At 68.1% G+C, this 23542-nt stretch carries 28 protein-coding genes; 14 read left to right on the top strand and 14 right to left on the bottom strand.

The features are described 5' to 3' along the window. Window positions 1–47 precede the first annotated feature (47 nt). The gene (locus EV648_RS17675; protein ID WP_241995293.1) at window positions 48–1592 is read left to right on the top strand and encodes an aldehyde dehydrogenase family protein; all 1545 of its coding nucleotides are present in this window, start codon (window positions 48–50) and stop codon (window positions 1590–1592) included. Beyond that, a complete protein-coding gene (locus EV648_RS17680) occupies window positions 1589–2740 on the top strand; it encodes an FAD-binding oxidoreductase (RefSeq protein WP_132292137.1) in 1152 nt (383 codons plus the stop codon). Before EV648_RS17675 ends, EV648_RS17680 begins: the two co-directional genes overlap by 4 nt. Here the strand turns inward: EV648_RS17680 and EV648_RS17685 are convergent, their stop codons facing one another. The 6 genes from EV648_RS17685 to EV648_RS17710 all read right to left on the bottom strand — a co-directional run bounded on the left by EV648_RS17685 (window position 2741) and on the right by EV648_RS17710 (window position 6784). After that, the gene (locus tag EV648_RS17685) at window positions 2741–3331 is read right to left on the bottom strand and encodes a dihydrofolate reductase family protein (protein ID WP_132292140.1); all 591 of its coding nucleotides are present in this window, start codon (window positions 3329–3331) and stop codon (window positions 2741–2743) included. Window positions 3332–3333: 2 nt separating this feature from the next. Further along, window positions 3334–3807 (bottom strand): SRPBCC family protein, encoded by a 474-nt coding sequence (locus tag EV648_RS17690; RefSeq protein WP_132292143.1) that lies wholly within the window; start codon window positions 3805–3807, stop codon window positions 3334–3336. Then, window positions 3804–4145, bottom strand: coding sequence for a helix-turn-helix transcriptional regulator (locus EV648_RS17695; RefSeq protein WP_132292146.1), 342 nt, complete (start codon window positions 4143–4145; stop codon window positions 3804–3806). Before EV648_RS17695 ends, EV648_RS17690 begins: the two co-directional genes overlap by 4 nt. 156 nt (window positions 4146–4301) lie before the next feature. Continuing rightward, window positions 4302–4952 carry a hypothetical protein gene (locus EV648_RS17700; RefSeq protein WP_158294011.1) on the bottom strand — a complete coding sequence of 217 codons (651 nt, stop codon included), beginning with the start codon at window positions 4950–4952 and terminating at the stop codon, window positions 4302–4304. A 149-nt stretch (window positions 4953–5101) separates the two neighbouring features. Then, complete coding sequence (locus EV648_RS17705; protein ID WP_132292152.1) at window positions 5102–5728, bottom strand: FMN-binding negative transcriptional regulator; 627 nt, start codon at window positions 5726–5728, stop codon at window positions 5102–5104. A 48-nt stretch (window positions 5729–5776) separates the two neighbouring features. Then, window positions 5777–6784 (bottom strand): LacI family DNA-binding transcriptional regulator, encoded by a 1008-nt coding sequence (locus EV648_RS17710; protein WP_132292155.1) that lies wholly within the window; start codon window positions 6782–6784, stop codon window positions 5777–5779. Between the two features lie 204 nt (window positions 6785–6988). Between EV648_RS17710 and EV648_RS17715 the strand changes: the two genes are divergently transcribed. The 3 genes from EV648_RS17715 (at window position 6989) to EV648_RS17730 (ending at window position 10541) form a co-directional block, all read left to right on the top strand. Continuing rightward, window positions 6989–7864: a 5-dehydro-4-deoxyglucarate dehydratase gene (locus EV648_RS17715; RefSeq protein ID WP_132292158.1), complete on the top strand. Its 876-nt coding sequence runs from the start codon at window positions 6989–6991 to the stop codon at window positions 7862–7864. Then, a complete protein-coding gene (locus tag EV648_RS17720; protein WP_132292161.1) occupies window positions 7861–9126 on the top strand; it encodes a glucarate dehydratase family protein in 1266 nt (421 codons plus the stop codon). The genes EV648_RS17715 and EV648_RS17720 overlap by 4 nt, the downstream gene beginning before the upstream one ends. A 425-nt stretch (window positions 9127–9551) precedes the next feature. Continuing rightward, entirely contained in the window at window positions 9552–10541 is a 990-nt protein-coding gene (locus tag EV648_RS17730) for a hydroxyacid dehydrogenase (protein ID WP_132292164.1), read from the top strand. A 210-nt stretch (window positions 10542–10751) separates the two neighbouring features. Here the strand turns inward: EV648_RS17730 and EV648_RS17740 are convergent, their stop codons facing one another. Continuing rightward, complete coding sequence (locus EV648_RS17740) at window positions 10752–12167, bottom strand: aromatic amino acid lyase (RefSeq protein ID WP_132292167.1); 1416 nt, start codon at window positions 12165–12167, stop codon at window positions 10752–10754. A gap of 1 nt (window position 12168) precedes the next feature. Beyond that, window positions 12169–13188, bottom strand: coding sequence for an ornithine cyclodeaminase family protein (locus tag EV648_RS17745; RefSeq protein WP_132292170.1), 1020 nt, complete (start codon window positions 13186–13188; stop codon window positions 12169–12171). A gap of 105 nt (window positions 13189–13293) precedes the next feature. On the opposite strand from EV648_RS17745, the gene EV648_RS17750 reads away from it, so the two are divergent. The 4 genes from EV648_RS17750 (at window position 13294) to EV648_RS17760 (ending at window position 14709) form a co-directional block, all read left to right on the top strand. Continuing rightward, the gene (locus EV648_RS17750; protein ID WP_132292173.1) at window positions 13294–13605 is read left to right on the top strand and encodes a hypothetical protein; all 312 of its coding nucleotides are present in this window, start codon (window positions 13294–13296) and stop codon (window positions 13603–13605) included. Between the two features lie 97 nt (window positions 13606–13702). Then, entirely contained in the window at window positions 13703–13873 is a 171-nt protein-coding gene (locus EV648_RS44130) for a hypothetical protein (RefSeq protein WP_241995294.1), read from the top strand. Beyond that, window positions 13843–14217, top strand: coding sequence for a hypothetical protein (locus EV648_RS17755; protein ID WP_241995295.1), 375 nt, complete (start codon window positions 13843–13845; stop codon window positions 14215–14217). Before EV648_RS44130 ends, EV648_RS17755 begins: the two co-directional genes overlap by 31 nt. Before the next feature lie 102 nt (window positions 14218–14319). Beyond that, window positions 14320–14709, top strand: a complete 390-nt coding sequence (locus EV648_RS17760; protein ID WP_132292176.1) for a pilus assembly protein CpaE — start codon at window positions 14320–14322, stop codon at window positions 14707–14709. 29 nt (window positions 14710–14738) lie between these two features. Here EV648_RS17760 and EV648_RS17765 read toward each other — a convergent pair whose 3' ends face one another. The 3 genes from EV648_RS17765 to EV648_RS17775 all read right to left on the bottom strand — a co-directional run bounded on the left by EV648_RS17765 (window position 14739) and on the right by EV648_RS17775 (window position 17307). Next, window positions 14739–15764, bottom strand: coding sequence for a LacI family DNA-binding transcriptional regulator (locus EV648_RS17765; protein WP_241995297.1), 1026 nt, complete (start codon window positions 15762–15764; stop codon window positions 14739–14741). A 439-nt stretch (window positions 15765–16203) separates the two neighbouring features. Beyond that, window positions 16204–16581 carry a hypothetical protein gene (locus EV648_RS17770; protein WP_241995299.1) on the bottom strand — a complete coding sequence of 126 codons (378 nt, stop codon included), beginning with the start codon at window positions 16579–16581 and terminating at the stop codon, window positions 16204–16206. A gap of 27 nt (window positions 16582–16608) precedes the next feature. Next, window positions 16609–17307 carry a M15 family metallopeptidase gene (locus EV648_RS17775; protein WP_132292182.1) on the bottom strand — a complete coding sequence of 233 codons (699 nt, stop codon included), beginning with the start codon at window positions 17305–17307 and terminating at the stop codon, window positions 16609–16611. 180 nt (window positions 17308–17487) lie between these two features. On the opposite strand from EV648_RS17775, the gene EV648_RS17780 reads away from it, so the two are divergent. Beyond that, window positions 17488–18867 carry a sensor histidine kinase gene (locus EV648_RS17780; protein WP_241995301.1) on the top strand — a complete coding sequence of 460 codons (1380 nt, stop codon included), beginning with the start codon at window positions 17488–17490 and terminating at the stop codon, window positions 18865–18867. Continuing rightward, window positions 18864–19601 carry a response regulator transcription factor gene (locus EV648_RS17785; RefSeq protein WP_199234683.1) on the top strand — a complete coding sequence of 246 codons (738 nt, stop codon included), beginning with the start codon at window positions 18864–18866 and terminating at the stop codon, window positions 19599–19601. Before EV648_RS17780 ends, EV648_RS17785 begins: the two co-directional genes overlap by 4 nt. 60 nt (window positions 19602–19661) lie before the next feature. Here EV648_RS17785 and EV648_RS17790 read toward each other — a convergent pair whose 3' ends face one another. From EV648_RS17790 to EV648_RS17800, 3 genes are all read right to left on the bottom strand, one after another. Then, the gene (locus tag EV648_RS17790) at window positions 19662–19871 is read right to left on the bottom strand and encodes a hypothetical protein (RefSeq protein ID WP_132292188.1); all 210 of its coding nucleotides are present in this window, start codon (window positions 19869–19871) and stop codon (window positions 19662–19664) included. A gap of 74 nt (window positions 19872–19945) precedes the next feature. Further along, window positions 19946–20308 carry an MmcQ/YjbR family DNA-binding protein gene (locus EV648_RS17795; RefSeq protein ID WP_132292191.1) on the bottom strand — a complete coding sequence of 121 codons (363 nt, stop codon included), beginning with the start codon at window positions 20306–20308 and terminating at the stop codon, window positions 19946–19948. Between the two features lie 476 nt (window positions 20309–20784). Further along, window positions 20785–21117 carry an ester cyclase gene (locus EV648_RS17800; protein WP_241995314.1) on the bottom strand — a complete coding sequence of 111 codons (333 nt, stop codon included), beginning with the start codon at window positions 21115–21117 and terminating at the stop codon, window positions 20785–20787. Between EV648_RS17800 and EV648_RS44135 the strand changes: the two genes are divergently transcribed. The 3 genes from EV648_RS44135 (at window position 21022) to EV648_RS17810 (ending at window position 23519) form a co-directional block, all read left to right on the top strand. Then, on the top strand, window positions 21022–21225 hold the full coding sequence (locus EV648_RS44135; RefSeq protein WP_241995303.1) for a hypothetical protein: 204 nt from the start codon (window positions 21022–21024) through the stop codon (window positions 21223–21225). The genes EV648_RS17800 and EV648_RS44135 overlap by 96 nt on opposite strands. A 115-nt stretch (window positions 21226–21340) precedes the next feature. Further along, entirely contained in the window at window positions 21341–22378 is a 1038-nt protein-coding gene (locus EV648_RS17805) for an esterase family protein (protein ID WP_132292197.1), read from the top strand. A gap of 10 nt (window positions 22379–22388) precedes the next feature. Next, window positions 22389–23519 (top strand): MFS transporter, encoded by a 1131-nt coding sequence (locus EV648_RS17810; protein WP_132292200.1) that lies wholly within the window; start codon window positions 22389–22391, stop codon window positions 23517–23519. Window positions 23520–23542: the final 23 nt, after the last annotated feature.

Here is a 23542-nt window from a genome sequence, read left to right on the forward strand (position 1 = left end):
ATGGCGGAGGCTGGCTGGACCGTAGTTCTGAGTGAGAGGACCCACCTGTGTCGTCTGCCATCTTGTCCGTCGTCGCCGGAGAGCGGGTCCCGGATCCGGTCCGCACCACGCCGTCCACCAACCCGGCGAACACCGCCGACGTGGTCGGCACCATCGGGGTCGCCGGGCCGGACGTGTTCGTCCAGGCTGCCCGGGCCGCGCGGGAGGCGCAGGCCGATTGGGCAGCGCTCCCGGCTCCGCAGCGCGGCCAGGTGATCGCGAACGTCGGCCGGCTGATGACGGCGAACAAGGACCGGCTGGCCGCACTCGTCACCCGCGAGATCGGCAAGCCGCTGGCGGAGGCGCTCGGCGAGGTGCAGGAGATCATCGACACCTGCGACTTCTTCATCGGCGAGGGCCGCCGGCTCTACGGCCAGACGGTGCCGTCGGAGATGCCCGACAAGCAACTGTTCACCTTCCGCCGGCCGGTCGGCGCCGTCGCGGTGATCTCGGCCGGCAACTTCCCGGTCGCGGTGCCGTCCTGGTACATCGTGCCGGCCTTGCTCTGCGGCAACACTGTGGTCTGGAAGCCGGCGGAGTACTCGGCTGTGGTGTCCGACGCGTTCTACCAGATCTTCGCGCACTCCGGCGTACCGGCGGGCGTCTTCAACCTCGTGTACGCGGACGGGCCCGACACGTTCGCCGGACTCGAGCAGGCGCTGGCGGCCGGGCTGATCGACAAGGTGGGGTTCACCGGGTCGAGCGAGGTCGGCAGCCGAATCGGCGAGCTCTGCGGCCGCCACCTGCAGACCCCGTGCCTCGAGCTCGGCGGCAAGAACCCGATGGTGATCACCGAGGACGCCGACCTCGACCTGGCCGTCGAAGGCGCCCTCTTCTCCGGGTTCGGTACTGCGGGTCAGCGGTGCACGTCGCTGGGAACGGTGATCGTGCAGGAGTCGGTGCACGACGAGTTCGTCCGGCGGTTCAGCGCGGCGGTGGCCTCGGCGGCGATGGGCGACCCGACCCAGGACGTGCTGTTCGGTCCGCTGCTGGACGAGAAGTTCGCGGCCGGCTTCGAGAAGTCGCTCGGCTGGATCGCGGCGCACCACACCGTGATCGGCGCGACCGGCCGGGTCTCCGCGGACAACCCGCGGGACGGCTTCGTCGGCGACTCCTCGGTCGGCCTGTTCTACCATCCGGTGATCGTGGACGGCGTCCGGTCCGGCGACGAGCTGTTCCTGAACGAGACCTTCGGCCCGGTCGTCGGGATCACCAGCTACACCACCCTCGACGAGGCGATTGCCCTCGGCAACAAGTCGGGGTACGGGCTGTCCAGCTCGATCTACACGACCGACCCGAACAAGGCGTTCCGGTTCGCGCAGGGGATCTCGGCCGGCATGGTCAGCGTGAACAACTCGACCTCCGGCGCCGAGGCACACCTGCCCTTCGGCGGAAACGGCAAGTCCGGCAATGGTTCGCGGCAGAGTGGCATCTGGGTGCTCGACCAGTTCACCCGCTGGCAGTCGCTCAACTGGGACTACTCGGGCAAGCTGCAGAAGGCGCAGATGGATACCGTCACCGTCGAGGCGGACTACAACTTCCTACTGCCGTGACTCTGCCCGAGCGCGCCGAGGTGGTGATCGTCGGCGGCGGGGTGATGGGCACGAGCATCGCCTTCCACCTCGCCGAGGCCGGCGTCACCGACATCCTGCTGCTGGAGCGGAACGAGCTCGGTTCGGGCTCGACCTCGAAGGCGGCGGGCGGTGTCCGGGCGAACTTCTCCGACGAGCTGAACATCGCGCTCGGCGCCCGCAGCCTGGAGGCGTTCGCCCGCTTCGGCGAACGCCCCGGGCAGGAGATCGACCTGCACCGGGTGGGCTACCTGTTCCTGCTGTCGTCCGACGAACAGGTGGCGCTGTTCGAGGAGAGCACCCGGCTGCAGAACGCGGCCGGGCAACCGACCCGGATGCTGGAGGTCTCCGGGGCGATCCGGCTCGCCCCGCTGTTGTCGCCCGACGGCCTGATCGCCGCCTGCTTCTCACCCAACGACGGGCACTGCACGCCGGAGTCCGTCGTACTGGGGTATGCCACGGCCGCACGGAGGCTCGGCGCGACGCTGGTCACCGGGTGCGAGGTCACCGGCATCGATGCCGTTGGCAACGAAATCCGCGGGGTCCGGACGCGGCGCGGCCGGGTCGCGACGTCGACGGTGATCTGCGCGGCCGGAGCCTGGTCGGCACCGCTCGCGGCGATGGCCGGGGTCGAGCTGCCGGTGACGCCGTTGCGCCGGCAGATCGTGGTGACCGAGGCGATCCCCGATCTGCCCGGCGACCTGCCGATGACGATCGACTTCAGCAGCACGTTCTACTTCCACCGCGAAGGTCCCGGCCTCCTGGTCGGCCTGTCCGACCCGGAGGAGGAACCCGGCTACCACCTGTCTCCCACGGAAGCCTGGCTTCCTCGCCTCACCGCCGCGATGGAACAGCGCGCTCCTTCGCTGTTGGACGTCGGCCTCGCGAGTAGCTGGGCCGGCCTCTACGAGAACACCCCCGACCACAACGCCCTGATCGGCGAGGCCGACGGCATCAGTCGCTTCCTCTACGCCACGGGCTTTTCCGGCCACGGCTTCCTCCAGGGCCCCGCGATCGGCGAGGTCCTCCGGGACCTCTACCTGGGCCGGGCGCCCTTCATCGACGTCTCCCCCTTGGATGCCAACCGCTTCCGTACGTCGAGCCTCCGAGCCGAGCAGAACATCGTCTGATCACTGACCTGCTTGATCGTCCGTTCGAGGATGCAGCCGCTCGCCGACGCGGTAGTCCAGCAGCACGAGACGGTCGTCGAGGACGGTGGCGCCGACCAGGTCCAGGGTGACGTCGGGTAGGTCGGTGAAGACCGGGCCCTCACCACTGGTGCCGTGGATCGTCGGGAAGACCATGATCCGGAGCCGGTCGACCAGGTCGAGCCGGAAGAGGCTGCGGATGAGGGACGGGCTGCCGATGGTGCGCATCGGGAGATCGTCGTCCATCGCCTTCAACGCGGGCACAGCGGTTTCGACCGGCTCGTCGATGATCGTGGTGTTCGCCCAGCTCAGCGGCGGGGTCAGAGTCTTCGAGAAGACGAGCTTCGGAAGCTCCGCCATCCGGTCGAAGCTCGGGTCGGCCTCGGTCGCGACGATCTCGGACATCTCCCGGTACGTCGTCGCTCCCATCAGCATGATGTGGTCCTGGGCGAGCTGCTGGTTGACCCAGTCGTACAGGCCGGGCGCACCGTAGCCCCAGTACGGCGCCGACTGCGGGCCGCCGCCGCCGTACCCGTCGACGGTGCTGAACATGTCGACACTCAACTCACGCATTGTCAGGCCTCCTTGGCCAGTCGGGTCACCAGGTCGTCGAGCTTCGCCATCGAGGCACGGATGCCGGTCTCCATGTCGGCGCGGACGTAACCGTCGCGCTCCTCGACCGTCTGGAACACCGTGTTCTGGCGCAGCGTCGTCGTCCCGTCGTGTTCTTCGAAGGTGATCGTGTTCAGGTAGACGTGCCCGGGCCGCTCGCCGAACTCATAGGTCTGCACGATCCGCTCGGGCGACGGCGTCCCGTGGTACAGGCCGTGGAAGACGTAGGCCTTGCCGTCCGCGTCGTAGTGGGTCCAGCGCCATCGGCCACCGTGCCGTACGTCGAGTTGGTTGACGGTCAGGGTCAACGAGTCCGGGCCGAGCCAGCGGGCCAGCAACTCCGGCTCGGTGTAGGCCCGGAAGAGCAGTTCCCGCGGAGCGGCGAACTCCCGCGTGATGATGACCTGCGGCAGGCCCGGTTCGGCGATCACCTTCATGATTCGTCCTTCAGTTCGTCGAGCAGTCCGTCGAGCAGTCCGTCGAGGCGGTGGTAGCTCGCCGACCAGTAGGCGCGGTAGTCCATCAGCCAGCCGACCGCCTCGCGCAACGGCTCCGCCTCCAGGTGACTCAGCCGCGCGGTGGCCCGCCGGCTCCGGGAGATCAGGCCGACCTGCTCGAGCACCTTCAGGTGCCGCGAGATGGCCGGCTGGGAGACGCTGAACGGCGCGGCCAGCTCGGCGACGGTCGCGTCCCCGTCCGTCAGCCGGCGCAGAATCGCCCGCCGGGTCGGATCGGCGAGGGCACTGAACACCTCACTGAGCTGATCGACAGCCATTCATAACCTCTTCGTTCTGAAACAGATAGGTTATAGATTGCTGGGACACCTCGCGGCTGTCAAGAGGCCGAGGTGGTTCAAGGTCCGGGAAGCCAGAAGCTCCGGACGCGAAAGGCGTCCGGAGCTTCTGTTTGCTGTGACTGCGGTCAGTGCTGATCAGGGACGGTTGCGGGGCGGGTCGGACGGCCAGTTGTCCGGATCGCACCACTTCGCGTCCAAGTCGTGCTTGGCGCAGTACTCCGCGAGGATCTCCTCGCGGGTCGGCGGACGCGACGGCGTCGGCTGGGGCGGGCGCACGGTCCGGGTCGACGTCTTGGTGGGCGTCGGCTGACGCTCCTCGGTCTCCTCGGCCTTCTGCGTCGTCTTCGTCCTGGTCGGCGTGGCCGTCGGCTTGACCGTCGTCTTCTGCACCGACGGCGGCGGCGAGGGCACCGCGGTGGTCTTCGGCGGCACCGTCGGGGTCGCCGTGACCGACGGCGTCGAACTGCTGTCGTCGAGCACCGGAGCCGCCTGGTTCTTCGGGTCGTCCCCGCCGAACACGCCGATCGCGGAGATCGCCCAGAGGTTCACCGCGAGGAACAGCACCAGGCCGCCGGCTCCGGCGAACACCATCCGCTGCGAGGGTCCGCCGTACCGGCCGACAGGCCCGCGGACCGCGTTGCCCTTGCCGTCGACCCAGAACTTCCAGTCGTCGGGCGCGGGCGGCCAGGAGGGATCAGGACGCCAGGTCTTCGGAGGCATCCAACTGCGGCGGGGCGGCGTGGGCCAGCTCGGCGGTACTAAGAACCGCTTCACGGAATCCTCCACGTCGCCGACGAAACCCGACCCAGGCTAGTGGATCGGCCGAGTGCATCAACAGGCCGGGCAGGTCAGCCTCACGGGCACGATCGACCGGCCCGCACGAAGCCCAACGACACAAGAGCCGGAAAAGCTACTCCCGCTTCGGCGTGTCGTCTTCAGCTCTTGTGATTCGCCGCCCGGACGGCATCAGCCGACACCACCTCACCTCGCGCCTCGAGCGAGGCGATCACGCCGTCGACATCGGCTTCCGACCGGTTCTGGCTCATTTTCGCCTTCGCCTCGATCCTGGTGATGACCAGCTCGAGCCCGACGATCGCGCGCAGCTGACCGGCGACGAAGGCCGCCGGCGCGTCATCCACCGACCACCGCTGCTCGAAGGCCGCTTCGTGCTTGGTCGTCAACCTGCGAACGACATCCTCGAGCCAGGTGGGATCGTCATGTACGACGAGTTGCCCGTAAACGTGGGCAGTGACGTAATTCCAGGTCGGTACGACGCGGCCGTGTTCGGCCTTCGCCGCATAAACCGACGGACTGATGTACACGTCCGGACCGGCCACGATGGCCAGCGATTCACCGAGCGCAGGAGCCTTCCACTGCTCGTTGTTCCGCGCAACATGCCCGAGCAATGCGCCATGCTCCCCGACGGTCGGGTCGTAAATAAAGGGAAGCAGCGTCGCCAGCAAGCCATCGGCCGTGTTCGTGACCAGGTTCCCCGCCCCGTGGTTCACGAGCAGATCCCGTACTACGTCGTCGTCGGCAGCGAAGTGCTTCGGTACGTACATACCCACCATTCTCGCCGCCGCCAGCGGCAGCCAGTAGCTATTTACCGATCAGGTGCGTGGTGGACCGCTGGTGTCGCGGACGTGCAGGGTCATCGGCAGGTAGAGCGGGTCCTCGTCGTAGCCGTTGACCAGGAGCCGCTCGAGGATCTCGCCGGCCCGGCGGCCGAGTTCGTCCCGCGGTACCGAGACCGTGGTGAGGTTCGAGTGCGCGACCCGGTCGAGCGAGATGTCGTCGAAGCCGATCACCGAGACCTCCGCGGGCACCTCGACGCCCTGTTCACGCAGCTTCGACAACGCCCCGAACGCGACGAGGTCGTTGTAGGTCAGGATCGCCGTCACGCCGGATTCCAGCACGCCGGCGACAACGTCGTACCCAGCCCGGCTGGTGGCTCCGCAGTCGACGACGGTCACCTCGAGCCCGAAGGCGCGGGCGGCCTCGAACGCGCGGATGCGCTCGGCGTTCGCCCAGGAGGCGGACGGCCCACTCAGGTACGCCGCGCGCCGGTGCCCGAGCTGGGCGAGATGCCCGCAGACCTGGGTCATCCCGCTGTGGAAGTCGACCGAGATCGACGGTACGGCGAACCCCGGGACGACCCGGTTGAACAGCACCATCGGGTGCTTGCGCGAGACCAGTTCGGCCAGTTCGGCGCGCGGCATCCTCGGCGAGCAGAGCAGCACGCCGTCACAGCAGCGCATCAGGTCCTCGACCAGGTCGTGCTCGACGGCGGGATCCTCGTCGGACTCCATCACCATCATCCGGCGGCCGTGCGCCCGGGAGACAGCCGAGACCGCCTTGAGCACCTCGGGGAAGTAGGGGTTCGCGAGGTCCGGCACGAGCACGCCGATCGTTCCCCATTCACCCCGGGCAAGTCCCTGGGCGGCGGCGTTCGGGCGATAGCCGAGATCGCGGACGGCGTCGTGCACTCGGTCGACGAGCGACGAGTCCACCTTCGCGGTGCCGTTCAGGACCCGCGACACCGTCGCCGCGGAGACGCCGGCCGCCGTACTGACGTCGTTGATCGTGACGCGAGGGGACCGACCTGGCCGGTTCTGCACGCACTCCTCCCAATCCTCAGAAAGCGCTTGCACAGCGTGGCGCAAACCTCGCCCCGGCCGCAACCTGCAACGACTAGCTCAATGACCGGAGAACGGCGCACTGGTTCTGAAATCGCTTTCAGAGGGTCCCTTGCCGGACCTCCGATCGGCGACTAAGGTCACTTGGCAAGCGCTTACCGACCCGTCGCCAGTGAGGTGCCGCCGATGCAGTTGGACCGTCTTTCCTCCTTCCCCGTGACCGCCTTCGACGCCGACGACGCGCTCGCGCTCGGCCCGTACCGCGAGCACCTGCGTCACCAGATCGACGCCGGCCCAGCGGCGATCTTCGCCTGCTGCGGGACCGGGGAGTTCTTCTCGCTCACCCTCGACGAGTACGCCGCCGCCGTGCGCGCCGCAGTACAGGAGGCCGCGGGCGCATTGCCCGTTTTCGCGGGCACCGGCTACGGCACCGCGATGGCACGGCAGTTCGCCGCGGCCGCGCGCGAAGCCGGAGCGGACGGGCTGCTGGTGTTGCCGCCGTACCTGATCAAGCCGTCACAGCAGGGGTTGCTCGACCATTTCCGCGGACTCGCCGCGACCGCGGGGCTGCCGTTGATCGCGTACCAGCGCGACAACGCGATCTTCACCCCGGACAGCGTCGCCGAACTCGCCCGGATCCCGGGAGTGGTCGGCTTCAAGGACGGTCTGGGCGACCTCGATCTCCTCCAGCGAATGATGGCCGTGGCCCCCGATCTCACCTATTTCAACGGGCTCCCGACGGCTGAGGTCACGGCTCGCTCGTACGCCGCGGTCGGAGTACGGGCGTATTCGTCGGCGGTGCACTGCTTCGCGCCGGAGATCGCGCACGCCTACGAGGCCGGGCTGGACGAGTTACTGCCTGAGTTCTATCTGCCGCTGGTCAAGTTGCGGGACAAGGGTGCGGGGTATGCCGTGTCGCTGGTGAAGGCGGCGGTCCGGAAGCGCTGGACCGATGTCGGCTCCGTCCGGTCGCCGCTCACCGACCCGCTGCCGGAACACCTGGAGGAACTGGACCAGATCCTCGAGAACGGCCTGACCCTCGTCCGGAAGGAAACCGCATGAAGATCACCGAGGTCGTCATCACCCCGATCGCGATGAAGGACCCGCCGCTGCGCAACATCCAGGGCATCCACCAGCCGTATGCGCTGCGCTCGATCCTGGAGGTCGGCACTGACGAGGGGCTGACCGGTCTGGGTGAGACCTACGGCGACCTGGCGATCCTGTCCGCGCTGCGGAAGGTGGCGCCGCGGCTGACCGGCCTGGATCCGTTCGACCTCAACGGACTCGAGCGGATCATCCGCGAGACCCTCGGTGCAACGGCAGGAAGGGCAACCCACGGCCTGGTCGGCGAGGCGAGTGACGAGAAGACCCTGGCCACTGTGCTGTCCGCCTTCGAGGTCGCCTGCTGGGATTTACAGGGTCGCGCTCTCGGACGCCCGGTGGTGGAACTGCTCGGCGGCAAGGTCCGCGACACCGTGCCGTACAGCGGGTACCTGTTCTTCAAGCCGGCCGTGCACGACCCCGACCCGGGGTACGAACCGGATCGCTGGGGTGAGGCGATGGATGCCGAGGGCATCGTTGCCCAGGCGCGCCGGATGGTCGACGGCTATGGCTTCAAGTCGCTCAAGCTCAAGGGCGGTGTGCTGCCACCGTCCGAGGAGGCCGACGCGATCCTCGCGCTCCGCGACGCCTTTCCCGAGCATCCGCTGCGCCTCGACCCCAATGCCGGCTGGACGGTGGAGAGCAGCATCGCCGTCGGCAAGAAGCTCGACGGTGTGCTGGAGTACCTCGAGGATCCGACCGGCGGGATCGACGGAATGGCCGCGGTGGCCCGCGAGGTGTCGATGCCGCTGGCAACCAACATGTGCGTGACCGCCTTCAGTCATCTCCCGCCCGCCGTGAAGGTCGATGCCGTTCAGGTGGTGCTCTCGGACCACCACTTCTGGGGTGGGTTGCGTCGTTCGCGCGAACTGGCCGCGATCTGCCGGACCTTCGGGATCGGCCTGTCGATGCACTCGAACTCACACCTCGGCATCAGCCTGGCGGCGATGACTCACCTAGCCGGAGCGACTCCCGAGCTCACCTACGACTGCGACACGCACTACCCGTACCTCGTCGAGGACGTAGTACAGGAAGGGGTGCTGGAGTTCGTCGACGGAGCTGTGCGGGTGCCCTCGGCGCCTGGGCTCGGTGTCGAGCTGGACCTGGACTCTCTGGCCAGGTTGGCCGAGCAGTACGAGAAGTGCGGGTTCGACACCCGGGACGACATCACGCCGATGCGGGCGGTGCAGGCGGGCTGGGACCCGGTGATCCCGCGATGGTGAGGCACGGCGCCTTCGCTTACACCTGGGACTTGGTCGGCGATCCAACCGCGGCCGCGCGCTTCGCCGAGCTCGGCGTCGACACGATCACCCTGCAGGCTGCGTACCACTCCGTGCGTCTTCGGCTATCGGTTGTGCCCGGCCCAACCGGACGTACGGGAGTATGCGTCGACGCTGGTGCGGGAGATCGTCGAACTCTACGACGTCCCTGCTCTGATGCTTGAGGCTTGCGGCTGGCTCGGGTTCGAGCACTTGAGCCAGCATGAGAAGACCTCCGGCGCCGATCTGTCGGCTTGTGCGCGGGATCTGTTGTCCATTTGCCTCTGCCAGGCTTGCTCCCGATCTCTGGCTGAATGGGCGCTGCGGTACTACTATGCCGGCCCAGCGCGTTTGGCGGCGATTCGGGCCGCCGTTCAGGAGGTGGTCTGATGCTGAACGGCCTCTACGTGATGGACCTCGCCCGATTCCCCGACGTGTACGGCGACGACGAGCGCGCCGCACTCGAGAAGAACCTGCGGATCCTGGCTCCTCCGCTGACGCCGTCCGAGCTCACGCCGGAACTGCTCGCGGAGGTCGAGGTACTCGTCACGGCCTGGGGTGGTCCGCAGCTGACTGCCGATCTGCTGGCTGCCGCTCCCCGGCTGGCGTTGGTGCTCTACGGAGCCGGGTCGGTGCGTTCGATCGTCACGCCGGAGTCCTGGGCTCGGGGCGTGCGGGTGACCACGGCCAACTCGGTGATCGCCGCGTCCGTTGCCGAGTTCACCCTCGCGCAGGTGCTCTACGCGTTGAAGCACGGCTGGCGCTATGTGCTCGGTGCCCGGGCGTTGGGCGAATCGCTGCCGCGGGCAACCAATGAACCCGGCGCGAACGGATCAGTCGTCGGGCTGATGTCGCTCGGTGCTACTGGTCAGGCGACCGCCCGGTTGCTCGCCCGGCATGACCTGGTCCTGCAGGCCTACGACCCGTACGTCGATCCTGCTCTAGCGGCTTCGCTGGGAGTCCGGCTGGTGTCGCTCGAGGAGTTGTTCGCGACGTCCGATGTGGTGACGCTGCACGCACCTGTGCTCGCCGAGACCCGCCAGATCGTCAGTACTTCCCTGCTGGCGACCATGAAGACCGACGCGACGCTGATCAACACGGCTCGTGGCGCGCTGATCGACGAAGAGGCGCTGGTCGCCGTGCTGGGTGATCGCCCGGACCTGTTCGCAGTACTGGATGTCACCGATCCTGAGCCGCCGTTGCCGGGGTCGCCGCTCTTCTCGTTGCCGAACGTGGTGGTGACGCCGCATCTGGCCGGCACCCTGAACACCGAGCGCCGCCGGCAAGGCCGCCTGATGGCGACGGAGCTCGCCCGGTACGTCGCAGCAGAACCGTTGGAGCACGAGGTTTTCGAGGCCGGGCAGGCGCGATCCGCATGAGCCCGACCTTGGTGATGGCTCCTCCTCAGCGCGACAGTACTGCGGATTGGCCTGCGCGGCTGATGTCCTCCATACCGGGGCTGACGGTGGTTCGTCCCGCGGCGGAGGAAGCGGCTGAGGCTCATCGCTGTCCATCCCCGTTCTGGTTGTCGTCGGCAACTGCCTTCGACCTCGGGATACCCGGAGTCACGAACGGCAAACGCCACGTGATCAGAGCACGGTGTCGAGCAGCCGGCCCACATCCACACCGAACGGCCGGTCGGCATCGATCGCCGGTACGACGTCCGCTACGGAGCCGAGGAAGTCCCGTAACCCTTGCGGCACAGGCTTTTTCGACAGCGCGAATGCCTGGTACACGGCAAGCAACTCACAGGCGGCGACCTCACGCGTCAGCCGCACCGCCTCACCCAGCACGCCGACAGCCTCCCACGAGAAGCTCTGCACATCCTCTTGCCCGTTGGAGGTCTCGAGCGCACCGATTGCCGAAGGCAACGCCAGTCGGCGCAAGTAGTGGACGGTGGCGACGGCTCGTTTGTGCACAGTCACCAGGCCCGCCTGCGGACCAGGATCGTGCGCCAACTGTGCAGGTAGTCCGGTGACGGCAGGATCGAGCAGCCGATGAATCCGGGCCGTCGACACCTCTGCCGCATGAGTCAGCGCAGCGACCAGTTGATCGCAATGCGCGGCCAGGTCGATGCCGTGGAATCCCGCCGTTCCGATGAAGGTTCCCTCAAGAAATGCAGGCGAATCCGTCACGCCGGTCAGCGCACGCTCTACCGCCTCGTCGAGACGCGCGACGGATCGCCTGACATGCGAGATGACCTGTCCTGCGACTCGGAACGACACTGGCGCTTGCAGTGACCGTGGCCCATCTTCCGGTCCGGCGAGCCGCAGAATCCGCTCCAGCTCAGCCGTCAGCAGCTCGTCTCCCCTGCCACACAAGGGGTTGTACGGGTCGCGATTCGCGCCGATCACCGCGATGGAGCCAGCGGCGACCAAACTCAGGTGATCCGCGAGCCGTCGCGCGCGCCCCACCTGCAGCCACGCTCTGCCAGTAGCACCGGGGATCCCGGCAAGCAGCGAGATCCCTTCCTTCGGACCCAGCTCGAAGGGTGGCGACACGCCGTCGGCCGGCCAGATCGTCCCGTCTGCTTGGAGAACCGACCCAATACCGACCAGCGGGCCGAAGGCGTGGGCCAGCGGGATGATCTCGCCGGCCGAGCCCGCGCCTCCGACCGGGATCGCGGGCACCACGCCACTGTTGAGCAGCGCCACCAACTGCAAGCAGAGCTCGGGCGAGACACCCGCATCGCCGGTCAGGAAGGTCCTCAGGCGCGCGACCACGACGGCGCGAGCCTCGTCGGGTGCCAACCACGGCGGTCCGCCCGCAGCTCGTCCGAGCAGGAGATTGCGTTGGTGGACCCGCTGCTCCTCGTCGGTGAGCCGACGCTTGCTCATGGCCCCCATCCCGGTGTTCACGCCGTAGACGGGATCACCGGTGCGCAGAGCACCCAGTACGGCGTACCGGGTGGCGCCGAGGCGGTCGAGCAGGTTGCGGGAGAGTTCGAGCGGCTCGGTATCGATCAGTTGCCGGGGGCCAAGGTCTTCGGTGCGGTCGATCAGCATGTCAGTGGAATCTCAGCATCGTGCCGACGTCCGCGGCCTCGGCGCGCCGGAGGATCAGGTGCGCGATGGCGACGTCGAGCAGGGACAACCCGCGGTGCCAGAAGAGGATCCGCTCGGCATCCTTCTCCCGGCCCGGCTTCTGCCCGGCGACGATCTGGCCCAGCTCGGCGTACAGGGTCTCGGGTGAGAGTCGGCCGGAGTCAACGTGCCGGCGGAGCGCGCCGAACCGCCCGGACTGCGCCTCGCGCCAGTCGTCGACGACCACCTTGTCCATCACGTCCAGCAGGTCCAGTTCGACGGCGCTCACCGTGCCGTAGGGGACGACGAAGGCGCCGGGGCGGACGGCCGCAGTACGCAGGAGTGGTTCCGGTTCGGTCAGCCGGGTCGCTTCGACGATCACATCGGCGCCGTCGAAGGCCTCCTCCGCGGTGGCGACCACCCGGACCGGCGTGGACAACTCCGCGGAGAGTTCCGCCGCGAACTTCTCCCGGGACTCGGGCCGGCGCGACGTCACCCGGATCTCGTCGAGGTCGAGGAGATCGTCGAGCATGGTGACATTCCACCACGCCGTACCGCGAGCGCCGGCGTGCGCGAGGATCTTGCTGTCCGGGCGGGCGAGGTACCGGGCGCCGACCGTCGTCATCGCGCCGGTGCGCGCGGCGGTGATCATGGTCGCGTCCAGGACCGCCAGCGGGACGCCGGTGGTCGGGTCGAACAAGGTCGCCATCGCGAGTTCGCTCGGCAGCCCGACCTGGTAGTTCGGCACGAAGTCGCCGACCACCTTCACACCGCTGACACCGTTCTCGCCGAGCCGGTTCAGGTGGCCGCGCAGGACGTTGAAGTGCCCGATCCCTCCGTTGTCCGGCATCAGGTGCACCCGTGGCTCGAAGCTGGTCTCGCCCTCACCGTGGTCCCGCACCGCTTCCTCGACCGCGTCGACGAGCTCCGTCCGAGTCAGCCCGAGCGAGTCGATCTCCGGTCCTGACAAGAACCGCAGCCAGATCCCGTCCCTGTCAGCCATCGAGTTCTTCCTCTCGTCGGCCTGGTCGTCGTTCCCGGTCGTCGTCGGGGTCCTTTGTTCCGGTGCCTCCTTTGCATGGTGTCAGGGTGGCCCGCGAGGCTCCAGGTGATCGACGACTGGGCCGCGTTCATAAAGCCGTACCTGGACGCCGAGACGACCTCGGCCGACCGGCTGGCGGCGTACATCCGCTCCCGGCTCGCCTACCTGCGCGACAACCAGTCCCGGCTGGTCGCGGTGGCGGAGATCATCGTCAACCACCGCGCCCCGGACGGAAAGCCGGTCTTCGCCGAGCGCGACGCGGTTCCCGTCGCCGAGCTGGTCGCCACCTTGCGCGCGGGTCAGCAGGCCGGCGAGTTCCGCGCCTTCGACCCGAAGGTGCTCGCGATGACGATCACGCAGCCATCGACGGTGCGCTGACCTACTGGGCGGAGCACCCAGGGCACCGACCTCACGGCGTGCGGGGACGAACTGGTCACGCTGTTCCGCCTCGCCACCGAGAGGCGAGGAGTAAGCCATGAGCACCGACTCATCCACCAAGTCCGTGATCGGCCACTCCACCGCCGACAAGGTGGTGCTGTACGGCGGATTCCCGTTGGCCGGGCTCGCGCTCGGGTTCTTCCTGCCGCGGAACGCCGACTGGGCGGTCGACCAGCGGTGGGTGCCGTTCCAGGGCCGCTCGAACTGATCGCGAAGGCCGACAGTTGGTGGGTGGTCGCGCTGCTCACCGCGATCGGCGTGGTCGCCAGTGTCTTCCTGGCGGCAGCGGCGCTCGAGGACACGCTGAAGGTGACCATGACGAACACCGAGGTCGAGTTCCTGAAGAACCAGAAGACGACCCGGGTACCGCGGAACCACGTGGCGGTGGCTTTCCTGGACGGCAACGCGGTCCTGAAGGCACGCTCGAAGGTGTTCGCCCTCGGCGACGAGGGCAAGCACGACGTCCGCGAACTCCGCGAAGAGGTCGCCAAGCCCGGCTACACCGTCCGCGACGAGGACAAACGCCAGTACTGGCGCCCAACCACCCATTGATCCGTACCCTCAGTACGCCGTACGGCGGTGGTCGCTGTCTCGCTCTGTGGGCGGGCGCGCGGTGGAGGTGAAGCGTTTGCCCGCGGTGGGCAGGATGGAAGTGTGATCACGGTTGAGCAGGCGAAACGACTACGCAAAGCCGGAGCTCTCTGGGTACCGGGAGCCGGGGACCGGTTCGTGGTACCGGACCGCGACATGGACGAGGACGTGTTCGTGGTCAGCGACATGACCGTCGAGGTGCACGATTACCCCGGCGGCAAGGTGATCGGGTTCAACGGCACCACCGAGTGGGCGCTCGACAGCATCGAACAGCGCGAAGTCATCTGGCTCCCCCGCGAGGACCAGCTCCGCAACCTCCTGGGCACCCACTTCCAGGCCCTGGAAGTAGCGCCCGGCGGCTACACGATCCGCCTCACGGACGACAGCAGCTTCCCGGCCCGGGACGCCGAGCAGGCCTACGCCAACGCCCTCCTCCACCTCCTCAACGGCTGACCTCCAGCAGCTTGAGGCTGTCTCTGCGGTCAGGTGGCAGGCCGGGCGGTGGAGCTTCGGATCACCAACTGAGTGGCCAACTCTGTGTGGCGGGCGCCTGGTGGTTTGCCGTCGCGGACGCGGAGCAGTGTCCGGAAGGCGAAGGCGCCCATTTCTTGCAGGGGCTGGCGGACCGTGGTCAACGGCGGAGTCGACGATTCGGCGAGATAGGTGTCGTCGAAGCCGACGACACTCAGGTCCGCCGGTACGGCGAGCCCGCGTTGCCGGGCGGCCTCGATCACTCCGATGGCGATCGAGTCGTTCCCCGCGATGACAGCCGTGGGTGGCTCGCCCAGCCCGAGCAGGCGTTGTCCCTCGGCGAGACCGGTGGGGGTGACGAACGGACCGTGCGACACCAGGTCCGTGTCAACGCGCAGACGAGCATTGCTCATCGCGGCAAGGTAGCCGTGCAGCCGGGCTTGTCCGCAGGTCGACGTCACCGGTCCGCCGACGAAGGCGATTCTCCGATGGCCCAGACCGACCAGATACTCGGTCGCGTCGACGCCCCCAGCCGCGTTGGTCGACCCAACACTGGCCACCTCGATCGAGGGAAGGCTCAACGGATCGATCGCCACCAGCGGCATCCTGGCTCGGTCGAGGGCAGTGAGCTGAGCGTCCGTCAACTCGCAAGCCACCACGATGATGCCTTCGTGTCCGGCGGCGCGGAGTCGCCTCGTCCAGGCCTGCGGAGTCGATCCGGCCACATCCTGGAGAAGCGCCACGACGACGTCCATCTCCTCCAAGTTCGCCGCCTTGGTGACGCCACGCAGCACCTCGGAGGTGTACGGGGCGAGCAGATCGTCGCAGACCAGATTGACGGTGTGAACCCTCCTGCGCTCCTGGTTCTGCGGCGGGACATATCCGCAATCCGCCAGGGCCTGCTCGACCCGCGCACGGGTCGCGGCTGCCACATCCGGGCGCCCATGCAGCACCTTCGACACCGTCGGCGTCGACACACCGGCCGCGGCGGCAACCATCGCCAGAGTTGCCCGCCCACCCGCAACCGCCTTAGACACGATGACCTCCCGACCAGGATTCTCCTACAGACCCCCGACAGATTCCGTGAATTGGCGCTCGCCCACCGGCCCGGTGGCTCGACCGAGGACGCCACTCGGCCCAACCGCGCTGGAGGCATGGCAGCCGGAGAAGCAACAGCACCCTCAGAACACATCTGGGCAGAGCACCAAGGATCCGAGATTCAGCGCATCTCGACACCGAGCTGGCAAGGGGTAGTGAAGGGTGGTCTGGCACGCGGAATTGCTGGCCCGGTGAGCTGCGGGAGCGAGCCGCCACGGAGGTGGAGTGGGTGGGGTCTGGACGGCGGGCCGGCCGGGTTTGGGTGAGGCCCCTCAGCTCTTACCCGTGCCTGGCCGGCCGGTGGCGCGTCCTCCTGTTCTGTTGAAGGTGATTTGCGGGTACTACCTGGGTGGGCGTCCGCCCAGTGGGCGGGCGCGGTCAGTGGGTTAGGGCGGCGCGGAGTTCGGTGGCGCGGTGGGCGATGCGGTCGCGCGATGCAGCCGTGAAGCGGTCCAGGGGGAGGCCGAGGATCGCGGTGGCCTGGAGGTGGGTGATCTCCAGCAGGTCGCGCAGGCTGCGGATGGAGCTCTCGCGGCCCGGGGACGTCGCGATCACGTCGAGGACCTCGGCGCGGTGGTCGATGGCCGCGAGGATGCCGTCGTAGATCTCCAGCTGGGTGAAGGCCGAGCGGTCCGGCTCGGCGTGCGCCGGTTCGGCTGTCTTCGACGCACCGCGGACCACCTGGCGCCACAAGGCCGGTACGACGTCGCGGTGGCGGGTGGATCGCCGGATGGTCGGCTGGGCATATGTCGTCATCAGTTGCGCTCCTGATTCGGTGGTGGGTCAGTCGGCCGTGGCGACCGCGTGTGGTTCGCGGGCCGGGCATCGCTTGCCCGGCGTGGTGAGCGCCTCGAAGTGCCAGGGCTCGTTGTCGTAACGGCGGCAGACGCCGTAGCGCCAGCCGTTCTTGTTCAGCCAGACCATCGCCGCCTGCGGGCCGATGTCGACCGCCGTGCCCTGGACGTGTGCGGACTGCTCGGGCGGCAGCACCCAGCGGGTGGCCGCCTGGTACGAGCCGTACTTCACGATGGCTTCCCGCAGCAGTCGCCTCTGCTTGGCGGCACTGCGCCGCGCCGACGTGATGCTGATCCGCACTCCGTCGGCCTTCGCCGCGGTGATCGCCTTCCTCAGGCGGGTCCGCAGCTTCGGCGACAGCCCGTCGATGTCTTCCTCGCTGTAGCCGGACGAGGACCGGGTCGGCGTCTTGGTCGGGGTCGACGGAGTCTTCGTCGGCTTCCGAGTCGGCGTCTTGGAGGGCTTCACCGGGGGCGGCGTGCTCTTGCTGACCTCGACCACGGGCGGCGGCGAACCACCCGGCCCGCTCGCGACCACCGGCCGTTTGTCGGCGGACGTGTCGAAATCCAGCAGGTCGACGAGCTGGGCATGCCACATCACGAGCGACGCGACCACGGCCAGACCCGTCACGGACAGCAACCAGGCTCGCACCGGGACGGTGTGGCGGGGCGGCAGGTGGTTGCTCATGGGGTACAGCCTCTCGGGTCGGCGGGGTTCGCCACATCGGTCCCAGGGACCGTCTCGGACGGCCGGAAGTCGGACCTGGGTAGGGGGTCGGACGCCTCGCCTCCTCCGAAAGTTGGAGAGACGGCCCGTTCGGGCGCACGAGCCGCCCATTCTCACACGCGACTACGCTGAGCTAGTGCAGTGTCAAGCAGATTCGCCGACGGGGCGCTGAGGGTGTGGGCCCTCTGGCGCCGGATGCCGTCTGTGCAGCAGGATCTGCTGCTGGCGGCACTCATCGGCATCGTCTGGTTCTCCGGCCTGGCGCTGATCAACAACAGCGGCCTGCGCCCGGCGAACCCGAGCGTCTCCGTCGTCACCGGGATCTTCCTGGTCCTGACCGTGGCCCTGGTCCGGACGATTCCCCGGACGACGCTCGTCCTGGTCTCGCTGCTCTATCCCCTGCTGTACGCGTCGGCGGGGACCGGGCTCGCCGAGCAGCTCGGCCTGACGATCTTCCGAGCACCCGCGATCAGCGACGCCGCCCTGCAGTCCGAGCTGCATCTCGTGCCGCTGCTGGTGGTCGGATACCTGGCGGCCTCGAGCGGAGTCCGGCGGCTGGCTTGTCTCTTCTTCACGATGGGCAGCCTGGCCGCCCTGATGATCGGCCTGCCCACCGTCGTCGCGATCGTGCTGAGCTACAGCCCCCCGAACATCACCCGGTACGGCGAGCGCTACCGGAATCTGCCGACCGACCTCTCCAGTCTTTACAGCTACATCGACGTGTCCCTCTTCGTCTTCGCCGAGGCGTTGATCTGCGGCATGGTGCTGCTCGGCGCGAACTCGCTGCGGCACCGCAAGAGCCTGCTGGTGCTCGAGCAGCGCAACGCCGCCCTGGTGCGGCTGCGCGCGATCGAGGCCGAGCGGATCGCCAACGCGGAGCGGACCCGGATCGCCCGTGACCTGCACGATGTGGTCTCGCACCACATGAGCGCGGTGGTGATCAGGGCCCAGGCGGCGGACCGCGTCGCGGACCAGAATCCGGCGGCGTTGCGCGAGGCCGTCCGCTGGATCGCTGCCAGCGGCAAGGAAGCGCTGACGGCGATGCGGGAGACCGTGCGCGTGCTGAACAACGCGACTCCACCCGGCATCGGCGCGGAGACAGCCCCGGTACCAGGGCTGGCTGACGTCGCGCGGATGGGTGACCGGTTGAAGGCGGTCGGCGTGGACGTGACGATGACCCTGCCCACACGCACCCGGCAACTCACCTCCGCCACGGACCTGACCGCGGTCCGGATCATCCAGGAGGCGTTGACCAACGTGATGGTGCATGCGAAGGCGACCGCGGCGCATGTCACTTGGCAGAGTGGGGCGCAGGGTGAACTGCTGACGATCGACGACAACGGCAGCGGCGGACCACCGCCGGTGAATGTGCTGGAGACAGCGCGGCGCAACGAGAGCGGCCGCGGCAACGGACTGATCGGAATGCGCGAGCGCGCGCACGCGAGCGGCGGCACCTTGACCGTCGCCGCCGGACCACTGGGTGGATGGAGAGTGCAGGCATGGTTGCCGCCGCAGAGGTGACGGAACAGATCCGGGTCCTGGTGGCCGACGACCAGGGCGTGATCCGGATGGGGCTCGCGATGATCCTCGACCACGAGCCGGATCTGACCACGGTCGCGCAGGCCGGCGACGGCGAGGAGGCGCTCCGGCTGATCGAGCAGTACGACCCGGACGTGGTGCTGATGGACATCCGGATGCCGGTGATGGACGGGCTCGTCGCCACCGAGCGGATCTCCGCCGCGGCCAAGGAGTCCGGCAGCAACCGGCCCGCGGTACTGGTACTGACCACGTTCGATGACGAGGCCTATGTACTGAGTGCGGTCCGCGCCGGGGCGTCGGGATTTCTGTTGAAGGACACGGATCCGGATCTGCTGGTGTCGGCCGTGCGAGCTGTGCACCGTGGGGATTCGCTGGTCGATCCGGCGTCTACCCGGGTGCTGCTCGAGCGTTGCGTCGAGCTGGAACGACAGGTCGGCAACGGGCCTGCGGAGGCACCGCCGCCGGCCGCCGGGCGGTGGACCGGGCCGCTCGCCCAGTTGAGCGAGCGCGAGCGGGAGATCCTCGTCTGGATGGCGCGCGGGCTGTCGAACCGCGACCTCGCCGCGAAGCTCTTCGTCAGCGAGACGACGGTGAAGACCCACGTCAGCAGCGTGCTGTCGAAGCTCGGGCTGTCCAGCCGGGTCCAGGCCGTCGTGGTTGCCTACGAGGCCGGCGTCGTCCGCCCGGGCGAGGCCGAGGTCCGCTGGGAAGGCTGATCGAGGTACTGCGAAATCGGCCGCGCCTGGCATCAGACGCTCACCAATGAGTGGGCTGATTCAGCGGTTCACGAGGAGATAGACCGCCCCGGTCGCGGCAGCGACGACGAGAACGACGGTGACGAGCTGGGTGCGGACCGACGCCTGGCGGCGGTGGGGCAGGAAGTCTCCGGTCATGGTTCCAGCCTGCGGCCGGGACAGCTTTCGGACATCGGCCTCGAGGACGGTCTTGGCGTGACCCAGGTCGTCATTGGGAGGGCTGCTTCTCATACCCAGGGATGAGAAGAACGCCAATTGTTGCCCTAGGCCCCTGTTCCGGTACCGACTGTGATCGCTCCGCAGAGTCAGCCGGGCGCGTCCTGGTCGATTGACGCCAGGTAGGCGGCGGCGACCTTCTTGGGGACGCACATGCGCCAGGCGTCGAGGACGAGCTCGCGGAGTTCGTCGACGTCGATGGCGTCCAGGTGCACCTGGATCCACCGGAACCGCTCGTCCGACGGAATGGGCCGGAAGAACTTGTCCGGCTGGGCGGCGATCATCGCGTCCCGCTCCTCCCGCGGGAACCCGATTCCCATCGACAATTCATCCGGCGCGACCGCGAGATAGACGATCTGGCCGACCCGGAATTTGATCCGGTCCCGGACCAGCACCTCATAACTGCGTGGCAATCCTTCAGTCGCCGCCCGGATATCCGCGAGATCGACCACCGCAGTCAGCCTCCCATTTGCGCAAGCGGTTCCGGATGTCACAGCCGGATCGTAGCGACCTTACATCCCATCAACGACAGAAACTGTCAGTGTTTCCCGACTTTCCCGTGATCACAGTGGAAATCGCCACCGTCTGCTGAGCCGACCGCTCGGACGGCCATGCTGGGCCATTGCGGGATGAGAGCGCTCCCCGCCAGCGTCACGAATCGTCATCGAGCGATTCGAACGAGTTATCCGGGAGATGAGGGGAATGACGGGCAAAAGGCACCTACCGCCCTCGGCATTGCCGCACTGAGTATTTCTGAAGTGGTAACAACGAAGTCCGCCTGCTCAGGCCGCCGCAAGATCCAGGCCGCCAATGCACAACAGCTGAAGCAGCAGGGGGAGATCATCCAGGGAACGTTCTTCGACGATCGGGACTATGGCTGGCTGCTGCGCGCGACCACCCTCACCGCAGCCCCCGATCCGCCCGCGGGTCAGGAGTGGCGTGCCTGGCGAAGCGCTCTCGCCATCCGCAGGAGATACCCCGGAGTCGGGGGCACCCAGCCGAGCTGGGCCGCTTGGGTCAAGTCGTCGCGGTTGGCCCAGTGCTCGAACACCTTGCCGTCGCGGAGGCGGAGCCAGTGGGTCTGGGTGACGGCGAAGCTCTTGCCGGTGGCGGGGAACGCCTGCGCGGGCCGGCCGGTTTCGTCGTAGGAGACGAAGGTGTTCACGTGCCGACCGGACATGGTCGTGTGGAGGACCACGAGATCGCGTTCAGCGACAACGTGCTCGATCTGCCAGCAAACGTCGGCAAAGGCTTCCCGCAGCCGGCCGAGTCCGGACCTGAGGTCATCCGTGCGCGGAACCCTGGTGGATCGTCGAGGGCCGATGCCGCCGTCGACCTCCGTCCGGCTGAGTTGTGGCGGATGTCGTGAGCATCACTTTCGTGCCTGTTTCCAGGCGGCACATCGGTGACGGACTGCCTATTTCTGCGGGCTCGACTGCCCACTCGTGGCCGTACCATCGGCCGGGACGTCGTACCGTATTCGGATGCCCGAAAAGCTGGTCAGTGCCGTCGAAGGAGCTGAGGTGGTGTTCCGCCTCGGCGATCCGGAGCATGCCCTGCCCGGCGTTCGGCTGTGGGAGGAGCTCGGCCTGGCCGCCGAGTTGCTGGAGTTCAAGCCGGTCGACTACGGCTGGGAGTTGCGGCTGCCGCGGCCGTCCGTGCACCGGATGGAGTACCTGTTCGACATCCCCGAGGCCGGCATGCGGACCGATCCCACCAACCCGCGGGTGGTGGGCGGCGCCTTCGGCGAGCACTCCTGGCTGCCCCTGCCCGGGTACGTCGAGCCCGCCTGGATCTCGGTCGAGTCGATCGCCTCGAGCCTGACTCCGCTGCCGGTGGACCCGACGCCGGTCGGCCCGGTGGATGTGCAGGTCTGGGCGCCGGACGGGATCGCGCCGGGCTTCGAGCTGCCGTTGCTGCTGGCCCACGACGGCCCCGAGTTCGCCTCGTACGCCGGCCTGACGCACTACGCCGGCGCGATGGTTGCCGACGGCACCTTGCCGCCGTTCCGGCTCGCGCTGATCCGTCCCGGCTCGAGGAACCTCTGGTACGCCGCCAACCCGCAGTACGCGGAGGCTCTGACGGGTCACGTGCTGCCGGCGGTCACCGCGCGGTACAAGAGCAGGCTGCCCGTCCTGATGGGCGCGAGCCTCGGTGCACTCGCCGCCCTGTACGCCGAGTGGAACCACCCCGGCACGTTCACCGGGCTCTTCCTGCAGTCCGGGTCGTTCTTCACGCTGGAGACGGATCCGCAGGAGGCGAAGTTCGAGTACTACGCCGAGGTGAGCGGCTTCGTCCAGCAGGTGCTGAAGGCAACGGAGTCACCGTCCCAGCCGACCATCGCCATGACCGCGGGAACTCCTGAGGAGAACGTCCACAACAACCGGGTGATGGCCGCCCGCCTGACCGAGCTCGGCCTCGACGTGGCGTTCGACGAGACCCCCGACATGCACAACTTCACCGCTTGGCGCGACGTCCTCGACCCCAGCCTGACCGGATTGCTGAACCGCGTCTGGAGTTAGTGTCGACCAGGTGCTCAGAACACTCGGTGGATTCGCCGCCTTCGGTCTCTTCTGGGGTGCGTGGGGCGCGATCCTGCCCGCGGTGAAGTCGGAAGCAGGGGTCAGTGACGGGCAACTCGGAGCCGCGCTGCTGATGGTCGGCCTCGGCGCGCTCGTCTCGATGCGGCTCACCGGCTACCTGATCGACCGGTACGGCGGCGTCGTGCTGCCGGTGGTCGTCTTCCTCTTCGCCCTGGGTGGAGTCCTGCCTGCCCTGGCGGACTCGGCGATCACGCTGGCAGCGGCCCTGTTCCTGCTGGGAGCCACTTCGGGCGCGACGGATGTCGCGATCAACGCGGCCGGATCGACCGCGGAGGCGACCACCGGCAAGCCTCTGATGAACCTGGGCCACGGGCTGTTCTCGATCGCGGTAGTCGTAGCCAGCCTCGGTACTGCGGGCCTGCGCGCGGCTGGATCGGGCGCGCTGCCGGTCCTGGGCGGCGCCTTCGTGCTGATCGCCCTCCTGGTCGTACTGGTTCTGGCGCCTGGCTCCCGCGCTGCCACCGAACGGGTGGTGAGGGAGAAGGCGAAGCGCAGATTCGAGCCGGCTCTGCTGGTGTTCGGCGTCCTCTGCGCGCTCTCCTTCGTCGTAGAGAACGCCTGGCAGAGCTGGGGCGCCGTACACCTCGACACGACGTACGACGCAGCCCCTGCCCTCGCCTCGAGCGCTCCGGCGGTCTTCGCTGCGGCAGCAGCCACCGGAAGGATCAGCGGCAACGCACTGCTCGAACGAGTCCGGCCTGCTCAGCTGCTCGTCGTCGGAGGAGCTGTAGCCGCTCTGGGGACAGTCCTCGCCGCTGCGGCCGGCAACGCGTGGCTGGCGCTCGTCGGGATCGGTATAGCCGGTCTCGGTACGTCGGTCTGCGCGCCGACCATCATCGGTATGGCCGGGTCCTGGGCCGGACCCGAGCGCCGGGCCGGAGCCATCTCCACCGTGACCACCATCGCCTATTTGGGCTTCCTGCTTGGCCCGGCCGCGGTAGGAGCCGCCGCGAGCGCCGGTTCGTTGCCCGTGGCCCTCGGTGGTGTCGCAGCACTGGCCGTGCTCGTCGCCGCCCTCGGGCCGGTGGCGGGACGCGCACAGACGAGGCAAACAACATGAAGACATGCGAAGGTGGCGGCGGG

The organism is Kribbella sp. VKM Ac-2568 (assembly GCF_004345365.1).
In the GTDB taxonomy this organism is placed as follows: domain Bacteria; phylum Actinomycetota; class Actinomycetes; order Propionibacteriales; family Kribbellaceae; genus Kribbella; species Kribbella orskensis.